Annotated in this window: 18 protein-coding genes; 12 read left to right on the top strand and 6 right to left on the bottom strand. The window is 56.8% G+C overall.

Annotated elements, in window-relative coordinates:
- Window positions 1-51: 51 nt before the first annotated feature.
- Both AC07RN_RS17400 and AC07RN_RS17395 read left to right on the top strand, forming a co-directional pair.
- Window positions 52-399: a YidH family protein gene (locus tag AC07RN_RS17400; protein ID WP_011915287.1), complete on the top strand. Its 348-nt coding sequence runs from the start codon at window positions 52-54 to the stop codon at window positions 397-399.
- Window positions 389-745, top strand: coding sequence for a DUF202 domain-containing protein (locus AC07RN_RS17395; RefSeq protein ID WP_478336938.1), 357 nt, complete (start codon window positions 389-391; stop codon window positions 743-745). The genes AC07RN_RS17400 and AC07RN_RS17395 overlap by 11 nt, the downstream gene beginning before the upstream one ends.
- A gap of 65 nt (window positions 746-810) precedes the next feature.
- On the opposite strand, the gene dsdA is transcribed toward AC07RN_RS17395, so the two are convergent.
- Window positions 811-2115 carry a D-serine ammonia-lyase gene (gene dsdA / locus AC07RN_RS17390; RefSeq protein ID WP_478336937.1) on the bottom strand — a complete coding sequence of 435 codons (1305 nt, stop codon included), beginning with the start codon at window positions 2113-2115 and terminating at the stop codon, window positions 811-813.
- 93 nt (window positions 2116-2208) lie between these two features.
- On the opposite strand from dsdA, the gene AC07RN_RS17385 reads away from it, so the two are divergent.
- A complete protein-coding gene (locus AC07RN_RS17385; protein WP_478336936.1) occupies window positions 2209-3297 on the top strand; it encodes a cellulase family glycosylhydrolase in 1089 nt (362 codons plus the stop codon).
- On the opposite strand, the gene emrD is transcribed toward AC07RN_RS17385, so the two are convergent.
- The 3 genes from emrD to tisB all read right to left on the bottom strand — a co-directional run bounded on the left by emrD (window position 3200) and on the right by tisB (window position 5179).
- On the bottom strand, window positions 3200-4384 hold the full coding sequence (gene emrD, locus AC07RN_RS17380) for a multidrug efflux MFS transporter EmrD (protein ID WP_478336935.1): 1185 nt from the start codon (window positions 4382-4384) through the stop codon (window positions 3200-3202). The two genes, AC07RN_RS17385 and emrD, sit on opposite strands and share 98 nt — an antisense overlap.
- Before the next feature lie 194 nt (window positions 4385-4578).
- On the bottom strand, window positions 4579-5025 hold the full coding sequence (locus AC07RN_RS17375; protein ID WP_478336934.1) for a GNAT family N-acetyltransferase: 447 nt from the start codon (window positions 5023-5025) through the stop codon (window positions 4579-4581).
- 64 nt (window positions 5026-5089) lie between these two features.
- Window positions 5090-5179, bottom strand: coding sequence for a type I toxin-antitoxin system toxin TisB (gene tisB / locus AC07RN_RS17370; RefSeq protein ID WP_041689181.1), 90 nt, complete (start codon window positions 5177-5179; stop codon window positions 5090-5092).
- A gap of 525 nt (window positions 5180-5704) precedes the next feature.
- Here tisB and ivbL point away from each other — a divergent pair.
- The 9 genes from ivbL to nepI all read left to right on the top strand — a co-directional run bounded on the left by ivbL (window position 5705) and on the right by nepI (window position 15050).
- Window positions 5705-5803 (top strand): ilvB operon leader peptide IvbL, encoded by a 99-nt coding sequence (ivbL, locus tag AC07RN_RS17365; protein ID WP_072241986.1) that lies wholly within the window; start codon window positions 5705-5707, stop codon window positions 5801-5803.
- A gap of 228 nt (window positions 5804-6031) precedes the next feature.
- A complete protein-coding gene (gene ilvB / locus AC07RN_RS17360) occupies window positions 6032-7720 on the top strand; it encodes an acetolactate synthase large subunit (RefSeq protein ID WP_478336933.1) in 1689 nt (562 codons plus the stop codon).
- Window positions 7721-7723: 3 nt separating this feature from the next.
- On the top strand, window positions 7724-8011 hold the full coding sequence (gene ilvN, locus AC07RN_RS17355; protein WP_011915294.1) for an acetolactate synthase small subunit: 288 nt from the start codon (window positions 7724-7726) through the stop codon (window positions 8009-8011).
- A 72-nt stretch (window positions 8012-8083) separates the two neighbouring features.
- Window positions 8084-8677, top strand: a complete 594-nt coding sequence (gene uhpA, locus AC07RN_RS17350; RefSeq protein WP_011915295.1) for a response regulator transcription factor UhpA — start codon at window positions 8084-8086, stop codon at window positions 8675-8677.
- Window positions 8674-10173 carry a signal transduction histidine-protein kinase/phosphatase UhpB gene (gene uhpB / locus AC07RN_RS17345; RefSeq protein ID WP_478336932.1) on the top strand — a complete coding sequence of 500 codons (1500 nt, stop codon included), beginning with the start codon at window positions 8674-8676 and terminating at the stop codon, window positions 10171-10173. Before uhpA ends, uhpB begins: the two co-directional genes overlap by 4 nt.
- A 9-nt stretch (window positions 10174-10182) precedes the next feature.
- Entirely contained in the window at window positions 10183-11511 is a 1329-nt protein-coding gene (gene uhpC / locus AC07RN_RS17340) for an MFS transporter (protein ID WP_235135800.1), read from the top strand.
- Between the two features lie 142 nt (window positions 11512-11653).
- Complete coding sequence (uhpT, locus tag AC07RN_RS17335) at window positions 11654-13045, top strand: hexose-6-phosphate:phosphate antiporter (RefSeq protein ID WP_011915298.1); 1392 nt, start codon at window positions 11654-11656, stop codon at window positions 13043-13045.
- A gap of 190 nt (window positions 13046-13235) precedes the next feature.
- The gene (locus AC07RN_RS17330) at window positions 13236-13688 is read left to right on the top strand and encodes a DUF1198 domain-containing protein (protein ID WP_235134372.1); all 453 of its coding nucleotides are present in this window, start codon (window positions 13236-13238) and stop codon (window positions 13686-13688) included.
- 192 nt (window positions 13689-13880) lie between these two features.
- Window positions 13881-15050, top strand: a complete 1170-nt coding sequence (gene nepI, locus AC07RN_RS17325) for a purine ribonucleoside efflux pump NepI (protein WP_478336956.1) — start codon at window positions 13881-13883, stop codon at window positions 15048-15050.
- Window positions 15051-15156: 106 nt separating this feature from the next.
- On the opposite strand, the gene AC07RN_RS17320 is transcribed toward nepI, so the two are convergent.
- Both AC07RN_RS17320 and AC07RN_RS17315 read right to left on the bottom strand, forming a co-directional pair.
- Window positions 15157-16062: an EamA family transporter gene (locus tag AC07RN_RS17320; RefSeq protein ID WP_011915301.1), complete on the bottom strand. Its 906-nt coding sequence runs from the start codon at window positions 16060-16062 to the stop codon at window positions 15157-15159.
- 588 nt (window positions 16063-16650) lie between these two features.
- A complete protein-coding gene (locus AC07RN_RS17315; RefSeq protein WP_235134375.1) occupies window positions 16651-18030 on the bottom strand; it encodes a carbohydrate porin in 1380 nt (459 codons plus the stop codon).
- Between the last annotated feature and the right edge of the window lie 68 nt (window positions 18031-18098).

Genomic DNA, 18098 nt, shown 5'->3' with positions numbered 1-18098 from the left:
TGTCGATTTACGCTATGCTGAGGCCAGCATGCGGCACGACAAGGAGTTTTCATGAGAATTTCCCGCTTCGGCGAAGCGCCGGATTATCGCTTTTCGCTGGCAAATGAACGTACATTCTTGGCGTGGATCCGCACCGCGCTGGGCTTTCTGGCGGCGGGCGTTGGGCTGGATCAGCTCGCCCCGGATTTCGCCACCCCGCTGATTCGCGAAGTGCTGGCGTTACTGCTCTGCCTGTTCGCGGGCATCCTGGCGATCTACGGGTATCTGCGCTGGCTGCGCAATGAAAAAGCGATGCGCCTGAAGCAAGACCTGCCCTACACGCGCGGGCTGTTTATCATCAGCGTGATGTTGCTGTCGGTAGCGGCCGTGGTAATGGCGCTGGTGTTTTATGGTGGATAGCCGCAAATCGCGGCGCGAGGCCGATCCCGGCCTGCAACCGGAGCGCACTTCGCTCGCCTGGCTGCGCACAATGCTGGGTTACGGCGCGCTGATTGCACTGGCGATCAAGCATAACTGGCATCGTACGGGACTGCCGTTCTGGATATCGATGGTAGTGCTGGCCTTGGTTGGGGTTATTTTGTGGCGCTACACCCGCAGCCGCAATGTGATGGACGTGAATCACGCTGATTTCGTGCAGCCGAAAGCCGTGCGTGACAAATTCCTGATCGCTCTCGCGGTGCTCTCTCTCGCATTACTGTTTGCGGTCACGCACCTACAGCAAATCTTTCTGTTTTTAGGAACATAAATCCCAGGCGTTAAACCTCTGCGACTGACGTTCTCCAGAAAAGAAATACGCCAGCCGCAGAAAAATCATCTTCCCTTCGCCAGATATTTCGCCATCTCATCCTGCGGAACCATACCGCCGCCGGTCGCCCAGACCAGGTGCGTTGCCTTATCCAGCACGTATTTTTGGCTCGCGCAGACGCGAATCGGCCCGGCCATACCCGCCAGCGCTGACGGCTCAAGCTGGATGCCTTCTTCCTGCGCCAGCCAGCTCAGCATGTCGTACATACTCTGATCGGACAAGGTGTAGAATCCGTCCAGCAGGCGCTCCATCGCGCGGCCCACAAACCCCGATGCGCGCCCCACGGCCAGCCCGTCAGCTGCCGTCACGTTATCGATCCCCAGATCCTGCACCGCAATTTCGTCGTGCAGGCCGGTGTAGACGCCTAACAGCATGCACGGCGAATGCGTTGGCTCGGCAAAGAAACAGTGAACGTTATCCCCAAACGCCAGCTTCAGCCCGAACGCGACACCACCGGGACCGCCGCCGACGCCACACGGCAGATAGACAAACAGCGGATGTTCCGCATCCACGACCCGTCCCTGCGCTGCGAATTGCGCTTTCAAACGCGCGCCCGCCACCGCATAACCTAAAAACAGCGTGCGCGAGTTTTCGTCGTCGATAAAGAAACAGTTCGGATCGCTTTCGGCGGCTTTACGCCCCTGCTCGACGGCGACGCCGTAATCCTGTTCATACTCAACCACTTGTACGCCATGGCTGCGCAGTTTCGCCTTTTTCCATTCGCGGGCGTCGGCGGACATATGCACCGTTACCTTAAAGCCGATGCGCGCGCTCATGATCCCGATTGACATGCCCAGATTGCCGGTGGACCCGACGGCGATGCTGTAGTTGCTGAAAAAATCCGTAAAGCGCGGTTCCAGTAAAACGCGGTAATCGTCGGTTAACGACAGCAACCCGGCTCCCAGCGCCAGTTTTTCGGCATGGGTCAGCACTTCGTAAATTCCGCCGCGGGCTTTGATGGAGCCGGAAATCGGCAGGTGGCTGTCCTTTTTCAGCAGCAGCGTGCCGGGGATTTTTTCACCAGATGCCTTTTCGAGGCGCTTATGCATGGAAGGGATAGCCACCACGTCAGATTCGATAATGCCGTTTTTCTCAGCCGTTTCTGGAAATGCGGTTGCCAGATACGGTGCAAAACGCGCCAGACGCGCATGGGCATCGTCAACATCCGTCTGTGTGAGACCCACATGTGGCAAACCCTCGGCAAGCGTAGTGGTGCGCGGATTAAACCAGGTTGTCTCTTTCAGGGCGATAAGATCGTCGACCAAAGGAAACTGGGCGATGAGCGGGCTGATTGCAGTTGTATTCATCATTTTTCTCAGAATAAGTTCGCTTTGACTCTACACCATTCACGAAAAAGCGTGCTAAATACAGAGTATTGCTTTCGATTTTACGCAAGGTTAACCGTGTTAAAACCGTTGATTGCTGCTGCGCTCATTTTCTCTGCAGGCTTCTGTTTTGCTGCCGATCCCCCGCTGACGGCTGCGCGCTATGCGCAGCAGCTCGGCGTGGGTATCGACGTTGACTGGGCACGCACCGAGCGCGGTATCCGTGAGTTTGATCCGCTGGTGGTCCGCGATTTTCGCGCGAAAGGTTTTACCCATGTCCGCATTCGCGTGGCGGGCGAACCCACGGAAGCGCGTCTGATCCATCTTCGCAAACTGGTGGAGGCCTGCGATCAATACGGCGTCATTCCGATTATCGCCTATCAGGCTGATGAATATAAAAATGACCCGAAAGCGGAAAACGAAAAAGAGGTGGTGAACTGGTGGATTGCCGTGGCGCACTACTTCGAAAAAAGCTCGCCGTTGCTGGGATTTGACCTGATTTATGAGCCTGCGGATAAGCTGAATCACAATCTGGCGTCTCTGAATCGCGTCTACGAAAAAACGATCAAAACCGTTCACGGCATCGATGCGCAAAGAATGATTTTTGTCGCGCCGCGCTTACGCGCGGCACCGGAAGACCTGTCCAGCCTGAAACTCCCCGCGCACAGCCAAAACTATGTGCTGGCTGAATGGCATATCTTCCCGTGGGGACCGCTCAAAAATAACGGCAAATACCCGTGGACGTCGGGCACGGCGGCAGAGAAATCGGCTATTCGTAGCCGGATCAATGCGGCGCTGCGCTGGCAGCAAAAAACCGGACACGTCAGTTGGGTGGGCGGCTGGGGCGTGGGTGAATCCAGCCGCCTGACGCCATCGGTGGAGCAGATGGCATTCGCCAGCTTTATGGCTTGCGAGCTTCAACAGGCCAAAATTCCCTACGCCATCAACGCAGATTTTCAGTTTTATGACGGGGAAGAGGGGGCGTGGCGGTCGGCACCAGAACCGTTATTGCAGGTGATGATGACACCGGTTTGCGAAAAGCCCGACGAGATGCCGGGCCATCATGCGGTTAAACCATCTGCTCGTGATGCGGCTCACGTGACGCCAGCGGTAGCCAGCAAAGTAAAATCAGCAACCCCATCAGCGTCATCAGCAGGCCAAGGCTAGCCTGGCCGGTCTGCGGCATCATCGCTGAAAGCCAGGCCAGCGCGCCGGAACCGATATTTTGCAAACCGCCCACCAGCGCGCCCGCGGTGCCAGCGAGGAAGGGAAATGGCTCCATCGCGCCGCTGGTTGCCAGCGGGAACAGCATGCCTGCGCCAAAGAAGAACAGCGCGGCGGGGATCAGCAGCGTCCAGACCGTCATCACGCCAAACAACCCGGGGATCCACATCATCACACCGGCCAGCAGGCAGCTGATCACCGATTGCCACATCAGCGTCGAAAAGCGCTTATTCAGGCGACCGGCGAACCATGCGCCAAAAAATGCCGCCGGAATCGGCAGGATAAACAGAATACTCACCACCATGCTGCTCAGACCCAAACCCGCGCCCAACAGCACGCCGGAGCACGCCTCGAACACCGCAATGCCCGCCAGGCCACCAATTAACATCAGCAGATAACAGCTGAACGCCCCGTTGCCGAAAAGCGTTTTATAGTTGGCGATAAGTTTTGTGCGCGGCGCGCCAGTCGGACGCGTCTCGGGCATCCAGCGCGCCATGCTGAACGTGACGATGATGCACAGTATCAGCAGGAAAGCGTAACAGGCGCGCCATGACCAGATGCTATCCAGCACGCCGCCAATCAGCGGAGCCAGCAACGGACTGACCAAAATGCCCATGTTCAGCAGGCTGTTAGCGTGGCGCAGCTGCGTGCCTTGATACATATCGCGCGGCAGCGTTCGGGCCATCACGCCGCCCACGCCGGTTCCCATGCCTTGCAGCGCGCTGGCGGCAATCAGAAGGGGCAGGCTGTGTGTCGTCATGGCGATCACCGTGGCAAGCATAAAAATCGACATCCCAACCAGGATCACTGGACGACGCCCGACGCGGTCGGAAAGCGGACCGTAGAAGAGTTGCGATACGCCATAGGTGAGCAGATAGGCAGCCATCACGCTCTGGACCGCGCCTTCGCGCACGCTGAGATCCTTTGCCATGTCTGCAATGGCCGGAATATAAATGGTTTGCGCCATCTGACCGACAGCCATCAGTAACACCAGCATCAACAGTAAATTAACGTTCCGTTGTTTTTTCATGTCGCTCAATACGTTCGCCAAAAGTGATAAATGAAGAATAAGTGACTGCGTTTTGCCGCAGATTCGCGTGGAATCTACCACACGGGCGCGACAAATTAATCATTGCAAAGGTGAATGATTGAGCGGGGAAAGGCAGGATTTATAAACAACGCTCGGCAACTTATGTTGCCAGCAGGCTACGGTAAACGGGCGCGTTATACCGCGCAAAAAAGGCGGTGGGTGATGCACGGCTCATCGGCGACCAGGTTAAACCCGGCACGATGGTAAAATCCGTACGCGGCCTCTGGCGCGTGGGTATTGAGGAAATCAAACCAGATGCTGGCATCGGCCATCACCACGGCAAGCAGCTGTTTGCCGATCCCCAGACCGCGGCACTTTTCGCTAATGTACAGATGGCGAATGCGCCCCGCCCGAGGCTGCTGGCTAAAGGGATCGCGGTTGATTCCGCACACGCCGACCAACTTCCCGTTAAGAAAAGCACCCAGCAGCTTTTCACCCGGTGCGTTAAAGCGGTTTTCGCCGCGCTGCCAGTTCTCTTCGAGCCTGCGCAGCATGTTGAAATGTAGCGCGAGGCTTTCTGCCTTTAGAGCGATATAGCCCGGTTCATCAGGCGTAATAGGTTCAATTAACAAACGCGACATAACATTCCCTCGTGATTAAAGAGGGGCGGTTGCCCGCCCCTCTCAGGTGCGACTTGAACCTGAATTACCGCAGGTATTTCAGGACGGCATCAAGCAGTTGCAGTATCGCAACAATGAGTCTGAGGATAAGAATGACCATATCCACGGCGCCCATACGCGTCTCCTTTTAGTCAAAAGGAGCACGGTGCTGACGTACCTCTCCGCCGCCTGTTGCCAGCACCTTGATTGACGTAACACAGTGTGCTCACTTCAGGGGGTTAAGGCACTGACGGCACCACCCGTTTCAGCCAGGACTTCGTTGCGCCGGTGTATTGCTTGCGGCCCCCTTACGCACTGCGAACAAAATCAGTATAGATAAATACTGTATGCATGAACAGGTATTTGTAGACAAAATTCGGCAGGCGATCCATACTCCATTACGTCAAAATCCGTGCCTGAAATTGCGCGTTCGTCGCCGATCGCGTATACTTCGTGCGTTGACGTAACACAGTGTGTTTTGCGGAAACCAACCGCATAACCCTGAAAAAACCTCGCTTCGGCGGGGTTTTTTGTTTTCAGCGTTCAACAAACGAAACGTGATCCCTGACTCAAATTTGTGTGGATGAAAATATTTCCATTGTCACGCCCAGAAACCTGTGTTTGTATAAATTCCATCAATGATTCCAAACACAGGTCCTAAATGACAACTTCCATGATGACGTCGACCCTACTAAAAACTGCGCTACCAGCCGCAGTGGTCGTCGTGCGTGTGGTGGTCGTCGTCGGCAATGCGCCGTAGGGACTGGATCAACACACGAATCCAAAACCCCGCCGGCGCAAACCGGCGGGGTTTTTAGTTTTAAACGCCCCCCGGAGATGCGAAGTAGTTCGGGTTGTAGGAAGGCGGCAAGTGAGCGAATCCTCAGGAGTGTACAAAGGTACGTGACTGGGGTGAGTGAACGCAGCCAACGCATCTGCAACGTGAAATACGACGCGTAGTGTCGGCTCAAAAGAAAAGGACTGGAGCATGGCAAGTTCGGGCAAGACAACCACCAAGACGCGTTTTACTGGCGCGCAATTAATCGTTCATTTACTGGAACGACAGGGCATTTCCATTGTTTCTGGAATTCCTGGCGGCACCGTTCTTCCGCTGTATGACGCGTTAAGCCAAAGCACGCAAATCCGCCATGTACTGGCCCGTCACGAACAGGGCGCAGGTTTTATCGCGCAAGGTATGGCGCGCACACAGGGCAAACCGGCAGTCTGCATGGCCTGTAGCGGGCCGGGCGCGACCAACCTGGTCACCGCTATCGCCGATGCGCGCCTCGACTCCATCCCGCTGATTTGTATCACCGGCCAGGTCCCTTCTTCGATGATCGGCACCGATGCGTTCCAGGAAGTTGATACCTACGGCATCTCTATCCCCATCACCAAACATAACTATTTAGTTCGCGATATCGCTGAATTACCGCAGGTTATTAGCGATGCGTTTCGTATCGCACAATCCGGCCGCCCAGGCCCGGTGTGGATAGACATTCCTAAGGATGTGCAAACCGCTGAAATCGATATCGACGTTTTCCCGGAGCCGGGTAGCCGTGCGGCCGCGCCGGAATTTAGCGCCGACAGCATACGTGACGCGGCGGCGATGATTAACGCCGCCAAACGCCCGGTGCTCTATTTAGGCGGCGGTGCCATTGACGCGTCTGAAGCCGTACGCGAATTTGCTGAAAAAGCCCATCTGCCAACCACCATGACCTTAATGGCGCTGGGCATGCTGCCCAAAGCGCACCCGCTGTCGTTGGGCATGCTGGGGATGCACGGTGCGCGCAGCACTAACTATATTCTGCAAGAGTCTGATTTACTGATCGTTCTTGGTGCACGTTTTGATGACCGGGCGATTGGTAAAACCGAGCAGTTCTGCCCGAACGCCAAAATCATTCACGTCGATATCGATCGCTCCGAGCTGGGTAAAATCAAGCAGCCGCACGTGGCGATTCAGGGCGATGTGGCCGAGGTTCTGGCGCAGTTAATTCCGCAAACCTATGCCACTGAAAACACAGAATGGCGCCAGCTGGTGGCCGATCTGCAACGGGAGTTCCCGAGCGCAATCCCAACTGAAGGCGATCCGCTGAGCCATTACGGGCTGATCAACGCCGTGGCCGCCTGCGTTGACGACAGCGCTATCATCACCACCGACGTGGGTCAGCACCAGATGTGGACCGCGCAGGCCTATCCGCTGAACCGTCCGCGCCAGTGGCTGACGTCCGGCGGGTTGGGGACGATGGGTTTTGGTCTGCCTGCGGCGGTTGGCGCGGCGCTGGCCAATCCGGATCGCAAAGTGATTTGCTTCTCCGGCGACGGTAGCCTGATGATGAACATTCAGGAAATGGCGACGGCGGCTGAAAACCAGTTAGACGTAAAAATCATTCTGATGAACAACGAAGCGCTGGGTCTGGTGCATCAGCAGCAGAGCCTGTTCTACAAGCAGGGCGTGTTTGCTGCGACCTATCCGGGGATGATCAACTTTATGCAGATCGCCGCAGGCTTTGGTCTGCACGCCTGCGATTTGAACGCGGAAGCCGATCCGCACGCGGCGTTGCAGGCGGCGATTTCACGCCCAGGACCAGCGCTGATTCACGTGCGTATCGATCCACAGCAAAAAGTCTATCCGATGGTCCCGCCAGGTGCGGCCAATACTGAAATGGTGGGGGAATAAACCATGCAGAAGCAACATGATAACGTCATTCTGGAACTCACCGTCCGCAACCATCCTGGCGTCATGACCCACGTCTGCGGGCTGTTTGCCCGCCGCGCATTTAACGTCGAAGGCATTCTCTGCTTGCCGATTCAGGGCAGCGAACAGAGCCGCATCTGGCTCTTAGTGAATGACGATCAGCGCCTCGAGCAGATGATGGCCCAGATCGATAAACTGGAAGATGTGACCAAAGTGGTGCGCAACCAGTCCGACCCGACGATGTTTAACAAGATTTCCGTCTTCTTCGAATAAATCGCTCATAGCTTGAACACCCACGCGCTTATCGTTAAGGTAAGCGCGTTTTTTATCCGCCAGGAATACCTCATGACCACCATCGCTCTTATCGACGATCACCTTATCGTCCGCTCCGGTTTTGCCCAGCTTCTGAGCCTGGAGCCGGATTTTCAGGTCGTCGCCGAATTCGGTTCGGGCCGCGAAGCGCTGGCGGGCCTGCCGGGGCGCGGTGTGCAGGTGTGTATTTGCGATATTTCGATGCCGGACCTTTCCGGGCTGGAGCTGCTGAGCCAACTGCCGAAAGGCCTGTCGACCATTATGCTCTCGGTGCACGACAGCCCTGCGCTAGTGGAACAGGCGCTTAACGCCGGAGCGCGCGGGTTTCTGTCGAAACGCTGTAGCCCGGATGAACTGATTTCTGCGGTGCGCACCGTGGCGGCGGGAGGCTGTTATCTGACGCCGGAGATCGCCATTAAGCTTGCGGCGGGGCGTCAGGATCCGCTGACGAAACGCGAGCGACAGGTGGCAGAAAAACTAGCGCAGGGAATGGCGGTGAAAGAAATCGCCGTCGAGCTGGGGTTATCGCCTAAAACGGTTCACGTCCACCGCGCCAACCTGATGGAAAAACTCGACGTCAGCAACGACGTCGAGCTGGCACGCCGTATGTTTGACGGCTGGCAATGAATCCCTTTCTCTCGCGCCTGGTCTCCGGTGTCGCCAGCTTTTTTATCTTCTCTGCCGCCTGGTTTTGCCTGTGGAGCATCAGCCTGCATCTGGTCGAACGGCCAGAACTGGCAGTGTTGCTTTTCCCATTTGGCCTGCGCCTCGGACTGATGCTGCAATGCCCGCGCGGCTACTGGCCCGTGTTGCTGGGCGCGGAATGGATGCTGCTGTTCTGGCTCGCGCAGGAAGTGGCGCTGGCGCATTTGCCTTTGCTGATTCTCGGCGGCGTATTGACGCTCCTGCCCGTGGCACTGATCTCACGCTATCGCCACCAGCGCGACTGGCGCACGTTGCTGTGGCAGGGCGCGGCGCTGATTGCCGCCGCACTGTTGCAGTCGCTGCCGTGGATCGGCCAGCAAGAAATGCTCAACGCTTTGCTGCTGACCCTGACCGGTGGGTTGACGCTCGCGCCCACTTGCCTGGTGATCTGGCATTATCTCACCAGCACCGTCTGGCAGCCGCTGGGGCCTGCGCTGGTTTCCCAGCCGGTGAACTGGCGCGCCCGGCATCTCATCTGGTATCTGCTGCTGTTTGTGGTCAGCCTGTGGTTGCAGCTCGGGCTGCCTGCTGAACTTTCGCGCTTTACGCCGTTTTGTCTGGCGCTGCCGATAATTGCGCTGGCGTGGCACTACGGCTGGCAGGGGGCGCTGATCGCCACGCTGATGAACGCGATCGCTCTGATTGCCAGCCAGACCTGGCACGATCATCCCGTCGATTTATTGCTCTCGCTGCTGGCGCAAAGCCTGACCGGGCTGCTGCTGGGCGCGGGTATTCAGCGCCTGCGTGAACTTAATCAGTCATTACAAAACGAGCTGGCGCGCAACCGACGTCTGGCAGAACGGCTGGTCGAAACCGAAGAGAGCGTGCGACAGGAAGTGGCGCGGGAACTGCACGACGATATCGGCCAGACGATCACCGCCATCCGCACTCAGGCAGGAATTGTTCAGCGCCTGGCGCCGGAAAACGGCGGCGTGATCCAGAGCGGGGCGCATATCGAACAGCTTTCGCTTGGTGTGTACGATTCGGTGCGGCGTCTGCTTGGGCGGCTGCGTCCGCGCCAGCTCGACGACCTGTCGCTGGCGCAGGCGGTGCGTTCTCTGATGCGCGAGATGGAGCTGGAAAGTCGCGGTATCGTCAGCCATCTCGACTGGCACATTGACGAATCAACCCTGAGCGAAGGCCAGCGCGTGACGCTGTTTCGCGTTTGTCAGGAAGGACTGAATAATATCGTCAAGCACGCCAACGCCAGCGCGGTGACGCTAAAGGGCTGGCAACAGGATGAGCGGCTAATGCTGCTTATCGAAGACGATGGCTGCGGCCTGCCGCCGGGTTCCGGCCAGCAGGGCTTTGGCCTGGCAGGGATGCGCGAGCGCGTCACGGCGCTTGGCGGCACGCTGGCGATTTCATGTACCCACGGCACGCGCGTCAGCGTCAGTTTGCCACGACGCGTTGCCTAAGGACCGATGATGTTTACCTTCCTGAAAACGCCCGCCAACGCTGCGCCGATGGGCGATAAAGCGGAAATCGACGCGCGTTATCGCTACTGGCGACGCCATATTCTGATGACCATCTGGCTGGGCTACGCGCTGTTCTACTTCACTCGCAAAAGTTTTAACGCCGCCGCGCCGGAAATCCTCGCCAGCGGCGTGATGACGCGCACCGACATCGGCCTGCTGGCGACGCTGTTTTACATCACTTACGGGCTGTCGAAGTTTTTCTCCGGCATCGTCAGCGACCGCTCCAACGCCCGCTATTTTATGGGACTTGGGCTGATCGCCACCGGCGTGGTGAACATCCTGTTCGGCTTTTCCACGTCGCTGTGGGCGTTTGCGCTGCTGTGGGCGCTGAACGCCTTTTTCCAGGGCTGGGGCGCGCCAGTGTGCGCCCGCCTGCTGACGACGTGGTATTCGCGTAATGAGCGCGGCGGCTGGTGGGCCATCTGGAATACCGCGCATAACGTCGGCGGGGCGCTGATCCCGATGGTGGTCGGTGCGGCGGCGCTGCACTACGGCTGGCGGACCGGGATGATGATTGCGGGCGGGCTGGCGATTCTCGCCGGGCTGTTCTTGTGCTGGCGCTTGCGCGACAGGCCGCAAACCGTCGGTCTGCCGGAGGTGGGCGACTGGCGGCACGATGAAATGGAAATCGCCCAGCAGCAGGAGGGGGCAGGGCTCACCCGCAAAGAGATTCTCACCAAATACGTGCTGCTGAATCCGTACATCTGGCTGTTGTCGCTGTGCTATGTGCTGGTTTACGTGGTGCGCGCGGCGATCAACGACTGGGGCAATTTGTACATGTCCGAGACGCTGGGCGTGGATTTGGTGACGGCCAACTCGGCGGTGACGATGTTTGAGCTGGGCGGTTTTATCGGCGCGCTGGTGGCGGGCTGGGGATCGGACAAACTCTTCAACGGCAATCGTGGCCCGATGAACCTGATTTTTGCCGCCGGGATTTTGCTCTCCGTGGGTTCGCTATGGCTGATGCCGTTCGCCAGCTACGTGATGCAGGCGGCGTGTTTCTTCACCACCGGTTTCTTCGTGTTCGGCCCGCAAATGCTGATCGGCATGGCCGCAGCAGAGTGTTCGCACAAAGAAGCGGCGGGCGCGGCAACGGGATTCGTCGGGCTGTTTGCCTATCTGGGGGCGTCGCTTTCCGGCTGGCCGCTGGCGCGGGTGATCGACGTCTGGCACTGGAGTGGTTTCTTTGCGGTTATCGCCATCGCGGCGGGGATTTCTGCCCTGCTGTTGCTGCCATTTTTGAATGCCCAAGCCCCGCGCGCGGTGAACGAAGCGTGATGTGCCTCACCTTTTCGCCCCAACCGGGGCAAAACTAAGAAATTTTCTCGGTTTCGCCTGGACGCTGTCTCAGGCGCGTCTCCCCGCTGATTTTTACAATGCCAGCCATTCGCAGGACTAAAAATCAGCTCAGGAGATACCCATGCTGGCCTTCCTCAATCAGGTGCGCAAGCCGACCCTGGATCTGCCGCTCGATGTGCGGCGCAAGATGTGGTTTAAGCCGTTCATGCAGTCCTATCTGGTGGTCTTTATCGGCTACCTGACCATGTATCTGATCCGCAAAAACTTTAACATCGCGCAGAACGACATGATCACCACCTACGGGCTGAGCATGACGCAGCTTGGGATGATCGGCCTGGGCTTTTCCATCACCTACGGCGTAGGCAAAACGCTGGTGTCCTATTACGCGGACGGCAAAAATACCAAGCAGTTCCTGCCGTTTATGCTGATCCTCTCCGCCATTTGTATGCTCGGCTTTAGCGCCAGCATGGGCACCGGGTCAGTCAGCCTGTTTATGATGATCGCTTTCTACGCCCTGAGCGGATTCTTCCAGAGTACCGGCGGGTCGTGCAGCTATTCGACCATCACCAAATGGACGCCGCGCCGCAAGCGTGGGTCTTACCTCGGCATGTGGAATATCTCCCACAACCTGGGCGGGGCGGGTGCAGCAGGCGTGGCGCTGTTTGGCGCAAACGTCCTGTTCGACGGTCACGTCATCGGTATGTTTATCTTCCCGTCGATTATCGCGCTGATTGTCGGCTTTATCGGCCTGCGCTACGGCAGTGACTCCCCGGAATCCTATGGCCTGGGCAAAGCGGAAGAGCTGTTTGACGAAGAGCTGAGCGAAGAAGACAAAGAAGCCGAAGATGAGTCGATGACCAAATGGCAGATCTTCGTGGAGTATGTGCTGAAAAACAAAGTCATCTGGCTGCTGTGTTTCTCCAATATTTTCCTGTACGTGGTGCGAATCGGTATCGACCAGTGGTCCACCGTGTACGCCTTCCAGGAACTGAAATTGTCCAAAGAGGTGGCGATTCAGGGCTTTACCCTGTTTGAAGTGGGTGCGCTGGTCGGCACGCTGCTGTGGGGTTGGCTGTCGGATCTGGCGAACGGTCGCCGCGCGCTGGTAGCATGTGTGGCGCTGGCACTGATCATCGCCACGCTCGGTGTTTATCAGCATGCCAGCAACCAGTATGTGTATCTGGCGTCGTTGTTTGCACTTGGTTTCCTGGTGTTTGGCCCGCAGCTGTTGATTGGCGTTGCAGCCGTCGGATTTGTGCCGAAAAAAGCGATCGGCGCTGCCGATGGGATTAAGGGCACCTTCGCCTATCTGATCGGCGACAGCTTCGCGAAATTAGGCCTCGGTATGATTGCCGACGGCACCCCGATTTTCGGTCTGACCGGCTGGGCGGGCACCTTTGCCGCGCTGGACGCCGCCGCGATTGCCTGTATCTGCCTGATGGCGATGGTCGCCGTCCTGGAAGAGCGCAAAATCCGCCGCGAGAAACGTCTCCAACGACTGAAAATGGCTTGAGTATGCAGTAATGCTTTGCCCGGCTGACCGCCGGGCTTTTTTATGCCTTTTGACCAGAGCGCCGCGCTTCAAGCCTGCCGCATCTGCATTGACACCTTTCCAGTTTTTTCCAGTTCATTATTATTATCTCACCTGCTGTTGACCCCGCGCGTTTCCCGATATCATGAGCAGCTAAAATTAAGGAGAACGCATGGTCTGGATAATGCTGGCCACCCTCGCTGTGGTGTTTATCGTTGGATTTCGCATCCTGACGTCCGATTCGCGCCGCGCAATCAAACGTTTAAGTGAACGTTTAGGTATCACGCCAGTGCCGCTGGAATCCATGATTGACCAGTTTGGTAAAACCGCAGGCAATGAGTTTATCCGCTATCTTGAGCGTCCGGATGAGGCCCATCTGCAAAATGCCGCGCAGGTATTGCTGATCTGGCAGGTCTGCATCGTTGATGGTAGCGATGAGAATATGCAAACCTGGCATCGACTGCTGCGCAAAGCGCGTCTGGCTGCGCCGATAACCGACGCGCAAATCCGCCTGACGCTCGGTTTTATGCGCGAGATGGAGCCGGAAGCGCATGAGCTGAACGCTTTCCAGCTGCGCTATAACCAATTGTTCCTGCCGGAAGAGGGCGTGTTCTTTTTGCACTGATTTCATCGGCTGCACGAAAGCGCTATCTGTCTTGTCTGGCAACGCGCAGGCATCAAAATGGGATGGCCGAGCCGCCCAGAGAAAGCACAAAAGTTGTCAAAACGTTAAATTGGTCACACTTTTGGTGGTAAACTGTGCGACTTTTCCGCACGTTTATCACCAGGTAACGCCATGACAGAACAGATCCAATCAATGCCCACACCGCATGCCAAAGAGGTCTCGCGCCCAAACTGGTCCGCGGTTTTTTCCGTGGCGTTTTGCGTCGCCTGCCTGATTACCGTGGAATTTTTGCCGGTTAGCCTGCTCACGCCGATGGCGCAGGATCTCGGGATTTCTGAAGGCGTCGCCGGTCAGTCCGTTACCGTCACCGCTTTTGTCGCGATGTTCGCCAGCCTGTTTATCACCCAGGTCATCGGGACTATTGATCGCCGCAAAGTGGTCATTTTATTCGCGGTGTTGTTAACACTTTCCTGCGTACTGGTGTCGTTTGCCAATAGCTTTACCCTGCTGCTGTTGGGCCGAGCCTGTCTGGGGCTAGGGTTAGGCGGATTCTGGGCGATGTCGGCATCGCTGACGATGCGCCTGGTGCCAGCGCGCAAAGTGCCAAAAGCGCTGTCCGTTATCTTTGGTGCGGTCTCCATTGCGCTGGTGATCGCCGCACCGCTGGGCAGTTTCCTCGGCGGAATTATTGGTTGGCGTAATGTGTTTAACGGCGCAGCGGTGATGGGCGTGTTGTGTATTTTCTGGGTGTGGAAAGCGTTGCCTTCGCTGCCGGGTGAGCCTGCGCATCATAAAGAAAACATGTTTAGCCTGCTCAAACGCCCTGGTGTGCTGGCGGGGATGACCGCCATCTTTATGGCCTTTGCCGGGCAGTTTGCGTTCTTCACCTATATTCGTCCGATTTTCACCACGCTTTCGGGCTTTGACGTCGACGGCCTGACTCTGGTGCTGTTGAGCTTTGGTATCGCCAGTTTTGTCGGTACGTCGCTGTCGGCACAGTTTCTTAAACTCTCGCTGAAAGTGGCGCTGGCAGGGGCACCGCTGGTGCTGGCGATAAGCGCAGCCGTGCTGATTTTCTGGGGGAGTGATAAGTGGGTGGCGTCTGCGATTGCGATTATCTGGGGTTTTGCCTTTGCGCTGGTGCCGGTTGGTTGGTCAACGTGGATCACCCGTTCTCTTGCCGATCAGGCAGAAAAAGCCGGGTCTATTCAGGTGGCTGTCATTCAGCTGGCGAATACTTGTGGTGCGGCAGTAGGCGGTTACGCGTTGGATAATTTAGGTCTGACGTCACCGCTGGTGCTGTCCGGTACGCTGATGCTGCTCACCGCGCTGCTGGTGGCGGGAAAAGTGAAGGCGAAGTAGATTCCCCTAACCCTCTCCCACAGGGAGAGGGAATCAAGCACTTTATCTCCCATCTGGGAGTGAGTGACGCACTCTTCTCCCTCTCCCCGTGGGAGAGGGCATCAGGTTACGCCGATGTCCGCCCGCGCCGTCTCGAATCCATCGAAATCAGCACAACCGACGAAACAATCAAGAACGTCCCCAGCCAGTCCGGCAGTGAAAACGCCACGCCTAATAGCAACACGGAAAGCAGCGCGCTGCTCAGCGGCTCGGCGCAGCTCAAAATGCTCGCTTTAGGTCCGCCGATCATCTGCGCGCCTTTCAGATACAGACTGAAAGTCAGCGCCGTGCCAATCACCACCAGATAGAAAAACGCCAGCAGCAAGCTACCGTCAATCACAAACGTGGTTCCGCGTCCGGCGTAGAACGGCGTCAGCATCAGCCCCGCCAGCAGCATACTCCAGCCAACAATCGGCAGCGTGCCGTAACGGGCAATCAGCGTGGAGGGATAGGTGGTGTAAAACGCGGCGGCAAAGGCCGAAGCGATACCCCAGGCAAGCGCGGCCGGGGAGATGGTCAGCGATGTCGGATCGCCGTGCGTGACCAGCAGAAACGTGCCGATAAGCGATGTCATAATCGCCGCGAAGACAAATATCCCAGGACGTTTTTTACGTACCAGCGCGAACCACGCCACGATGATGGTTGGCGATAAAAATTGCAGCACGGTGGCGGTGGCGGCGTTGGATTTTTCGATCGTTACCAGGAAGGTGAGCTGGACGACCAGCGCGCCGAAAAGCGAGAAAATCAGCAGGCTGATGGCGTCTTTGCGATTTTTGATGACCGAGAAAATTTTGTCGCCGTGGACGAAGGATAATGTCAGCAGAATCACGCCGGTGAACAGCAGGCGGATCATGGTGAGATATGGCGAGGAGATCTGGCTTTTCTCCATGATGTACTGCGCGCAAACCCCTGAGCTGCCCCATAAAACGGCGGCAATCAGGACGTTTAGCATCCCTTTTCGTGTGGAACCCATGTTCTCCCCTGCGATGTGTTGGTCTCTTTTTCGGCCAACAGCATAGCATGGGATTTTGCCTGATGGGTTGCGTCTGATGCCCCGGACCGTACACCCGCGGGGCTGAGGGATCCCTGGAAATGGATGATTTGCACAATTTACTCCCTCTCCATTTAGGGAGAGGGCTGGGGTGAGGGGGGAGCATGCGGCTCAGGAGGTTATTCCGTTCACTTCCAGTCTCGTGCTTCTCTGTGATGACGAAACCGGTGAACGTGCCATGGCGGCTCAATCGCCGCCGCCCTGGCGACCCGGGCTCCCGGCAAGAAAATCGTCGCCCCGGCCTTTGGTCAACGACTCAGCGATTTACAGCCGGACCAGGGGTTAGTTGTAAATTATTAATTTAAATAGAGAAATAACCATCGCTTCTTAAAAAAATACCGGGATTCCTCTGCCCATGAGGAGAGGAGGAAAAGACTAAAACGGCAGCCGTCTGGCTGCCGTTTGCGTTTAGCTTGTGCGGCCTGATGCCCTCACCCCGACCCTCTCCCACGGGAGAGGGGGCAAATACGTAAAACGGTCACTATCGTGACCGTTTTACGTTTACCTTGCTTAGAACCAGGCTTCCCACATTGCGCCGACGTTGAAATCGTCGAGCGTTTCGTCTTTGGTATTGTTTACGCGCGCGGTGCGTTCGTTGTCTACCTTGCCGCCGGTCACGTAGAAGCGCAGCATCGGACGGAATTCCGGTCCCATTGCGATAGACATGTTCTGGGAGAGCGTCAGCTTCCAGCCTTTGTTATCGCCGCCGTTGTCATAGTCAACATGCTGCCAGCCCGCTTCCAGCCAGGTCGAGTGAACGTCGTTCCACCAGTGCATTGGACGCACAATCGCATTGTAGTTTTTGCGGTTGTCGGTGTTGTCGCGGCTGTTGTCGTAGTCGTGGAAGGCGAGGATGTACTCCACCTGTGTTGCCTGGGTGAATTTATACAAACCTTCGAAGCTCGCGTATACCGTGGTCAAGTCTTCGGTTTTGTTGAACACGCTGTTGTCCGAGTTATCGGAATAACGCGCGATCACTTTGTTCACGCCGCTGTCGTTGGTGTGGCTCAGCACCACGCCGCCCTGCCAGGCGTTCAGACGTTCGTCGCTTTCGATGGCTTTTGAGTCAAAGCCATAGTTGGCGTACAGCTCCAGATCTATTGGGCCGAGCTTCATGCCGTGGATTTTGGAGGTTGCCGCGTAGTTGCCTTTATCGCCCGTGCCGGAACCGCCGGTACAGGTGATACGCGATGGGTTCGCTTCGTCTTCCATTACTTCCGGACTACAGGATTCAACGGCGGCAACGGTTGCGACGTCAAACTGCACGCCACCGATGTCGAAGTTCTTCACCCCGGCGCCCTGGCCGTCGTGGTTCATCCAGAAGTAATCGTTGATGCCTTGTTGCGGACGCTGGTGGAAATCACGACCGGCCCAGAAATAGGCGTTCGGGTTGGATTCCATAACATTGGTCACGCCAGCGTAAGCTTTTTTGAGGTTAACTTCGTCGCCCCAGTGGTCGATCATCACGTTGATGTCCCAGATCGCGCCGTTCTCGCCTTTGAAGGCTTTCGAGAGCTGGAATTCACCGCCGTTACCTTCGTTACCCAGACGACCAATCGCGGACGCGCCGTTGTAGGACCCGTCTACCGCCACGTATTTCTGGTCGGCAGCCTGGAAGTGCGCGCCGTAGCGGGCATAACCGGTAAATTTCACGCCAAATGGAATCGCCATATCCGGCGATTGGGCCGCACTTTGCGGCTCCGTCACCACGTCCACTTTTTTAGCGACCGCAGCATCCATTTTTGCCTGACGATCTGCCAGGGCTTTGTCCACCGCTTTGGCCACAATGGCGTCGATTTGCTCTTGTGTGAAATCCTGCGCAAGTACAGAAATTGGGCAAAGCGCGGCGATAACCGCCATTGTTAATGGAAGTTTTTTAATATTTTTCATTGTCATCTCAATATATTTGAATTTTATTCAGACAATAACCGTCCCATTCTGGACTGACATGAATTGTC

This window comes from Lelliottia sp. GFLA7 (assembly GCF_056490165.1).
Note: the sequence above shows the minus strand (reverse complement) of the source record. Positions and strands in the feature narration are given on the sequence as shown.

Excerpts from the sequence above, each read along its gene's own strand:
- dsdA (WP_478336937.1), bottom strand. The coding sequence starts at position 2,115 with ATGATGAATACAACTGCAATCAGCCCGCTCATCGCCCAGTTTCCTTTG.
- uhpB (WP_478336932.1), top strand. The coding sequence starts at position 8,674 with ATGAATCCCTTTCTCTCGCGCCTGGTCTCCGGTGTCGCCAGCTTTTTT.
- tisB (WP_041689181.1), bottom strand. The coding sequence starts at position 5,179 with ATGGGCGCCGTGGATATGGTCATTCTTATCCTCAGACTCATTGTTGCG.
- AC07RN_RS17315 (WP_235134375.1), bottom strand. The coding sequence starts at position 18,030 with ATGAAAAATATTAAAAAACTTCCATTAACAATGGCGGTTATCGCCGCG.
- AC07RN_RS17400 (WP_011915287.1), top strand. The coding sequence starts at position 52 with ATGAGAATTTCCCGCTTCGGCGAAGCGCCGGATTATCGCTTTTCGCTG.
- ilvN (WP_011915294.1), top strand. The coding sequence starts at position 7,724 with ATGCAGAAGCAACATGATAACGTCATTCTGGAACTCACCGTCCGCAAC.
- AC07RN_RS17375 (WP_478336934.1), bottom strand. The coding sequence starts at position 5,025 with ATGTCGCGTTTGTTAATTGAACCTATTACGCCTGATGAACCGGGCTAT.
- uhpA (WP_011915295.1), top strand. The coding sequence starts at position 8,084 with ATGACCACCATCGCTCTTATCGACGATCACCTTATCGTCCGCTCCGGT.
- ilvB (WP_478336933.1), top strand. The coding sequence starts at position 6,032 with ATGGCAAGTTCGGGCAAGACAACCACCAAGACGCGTTTTACTGGCGCG.
- nepI (WP_478336956.1), top strand. The coding sequence starts at position 13,881 with ATGCCCACACCGCATGCCAAAGAGGTCTCGCGCCCAAACTGGTCCGCG.
- uhpT (WP_011915298.1), top strand. The coding sequence starts at position 11,654 with ATGCTGGCCTTCCTCAATCAGGTGCGCAAGCCGACCCTGGATCTGCCG.
- AC07RN_RS17395 (WP_478336938.1), top strand. The coding sequence starts at position 389 with ATGGTGGATAGCCGCAAATCGCGGCGCGAGGCCGATCCCGGCCTGCAA.
- AC07RN_RS17330 (WP_235134372.1), top strand. The coding sequence starts at position 13,236 with ATGGTCTGGATAATGCTGGCCACCCTCGCTGTGGTGTTTATCGTTGGA.
- AC07RN_RS17320 (WP_011915301.1), bottom strand. The coding sequence starts at position 16,062 with ATGGGTTCCACACGAAAAGGGATGCTAAACGTCCTGATTGCCGCCGTT.
- uhpC (WP_235135800.1), top strand. The coding sequence starts at position 10,183 with ATGTTTACCTTCCTGAAAACGCCCGCCAACGCTGCGCCGATGGGCGAT.
- ivbL (WP_072241986.1), top strand. The coding sequence starts at position 5,705 with ATGACAACTTCCATGATGACGTCGACCCTACTAAAAACTGCGCTACCA.
- emrD (WP_478336935.1), bottom strand. The coding sequence starts at position 4,384 with ATGAAAAAACAACGGAACGTTAATTTACTGTTGATGCTGGTGTTACTG.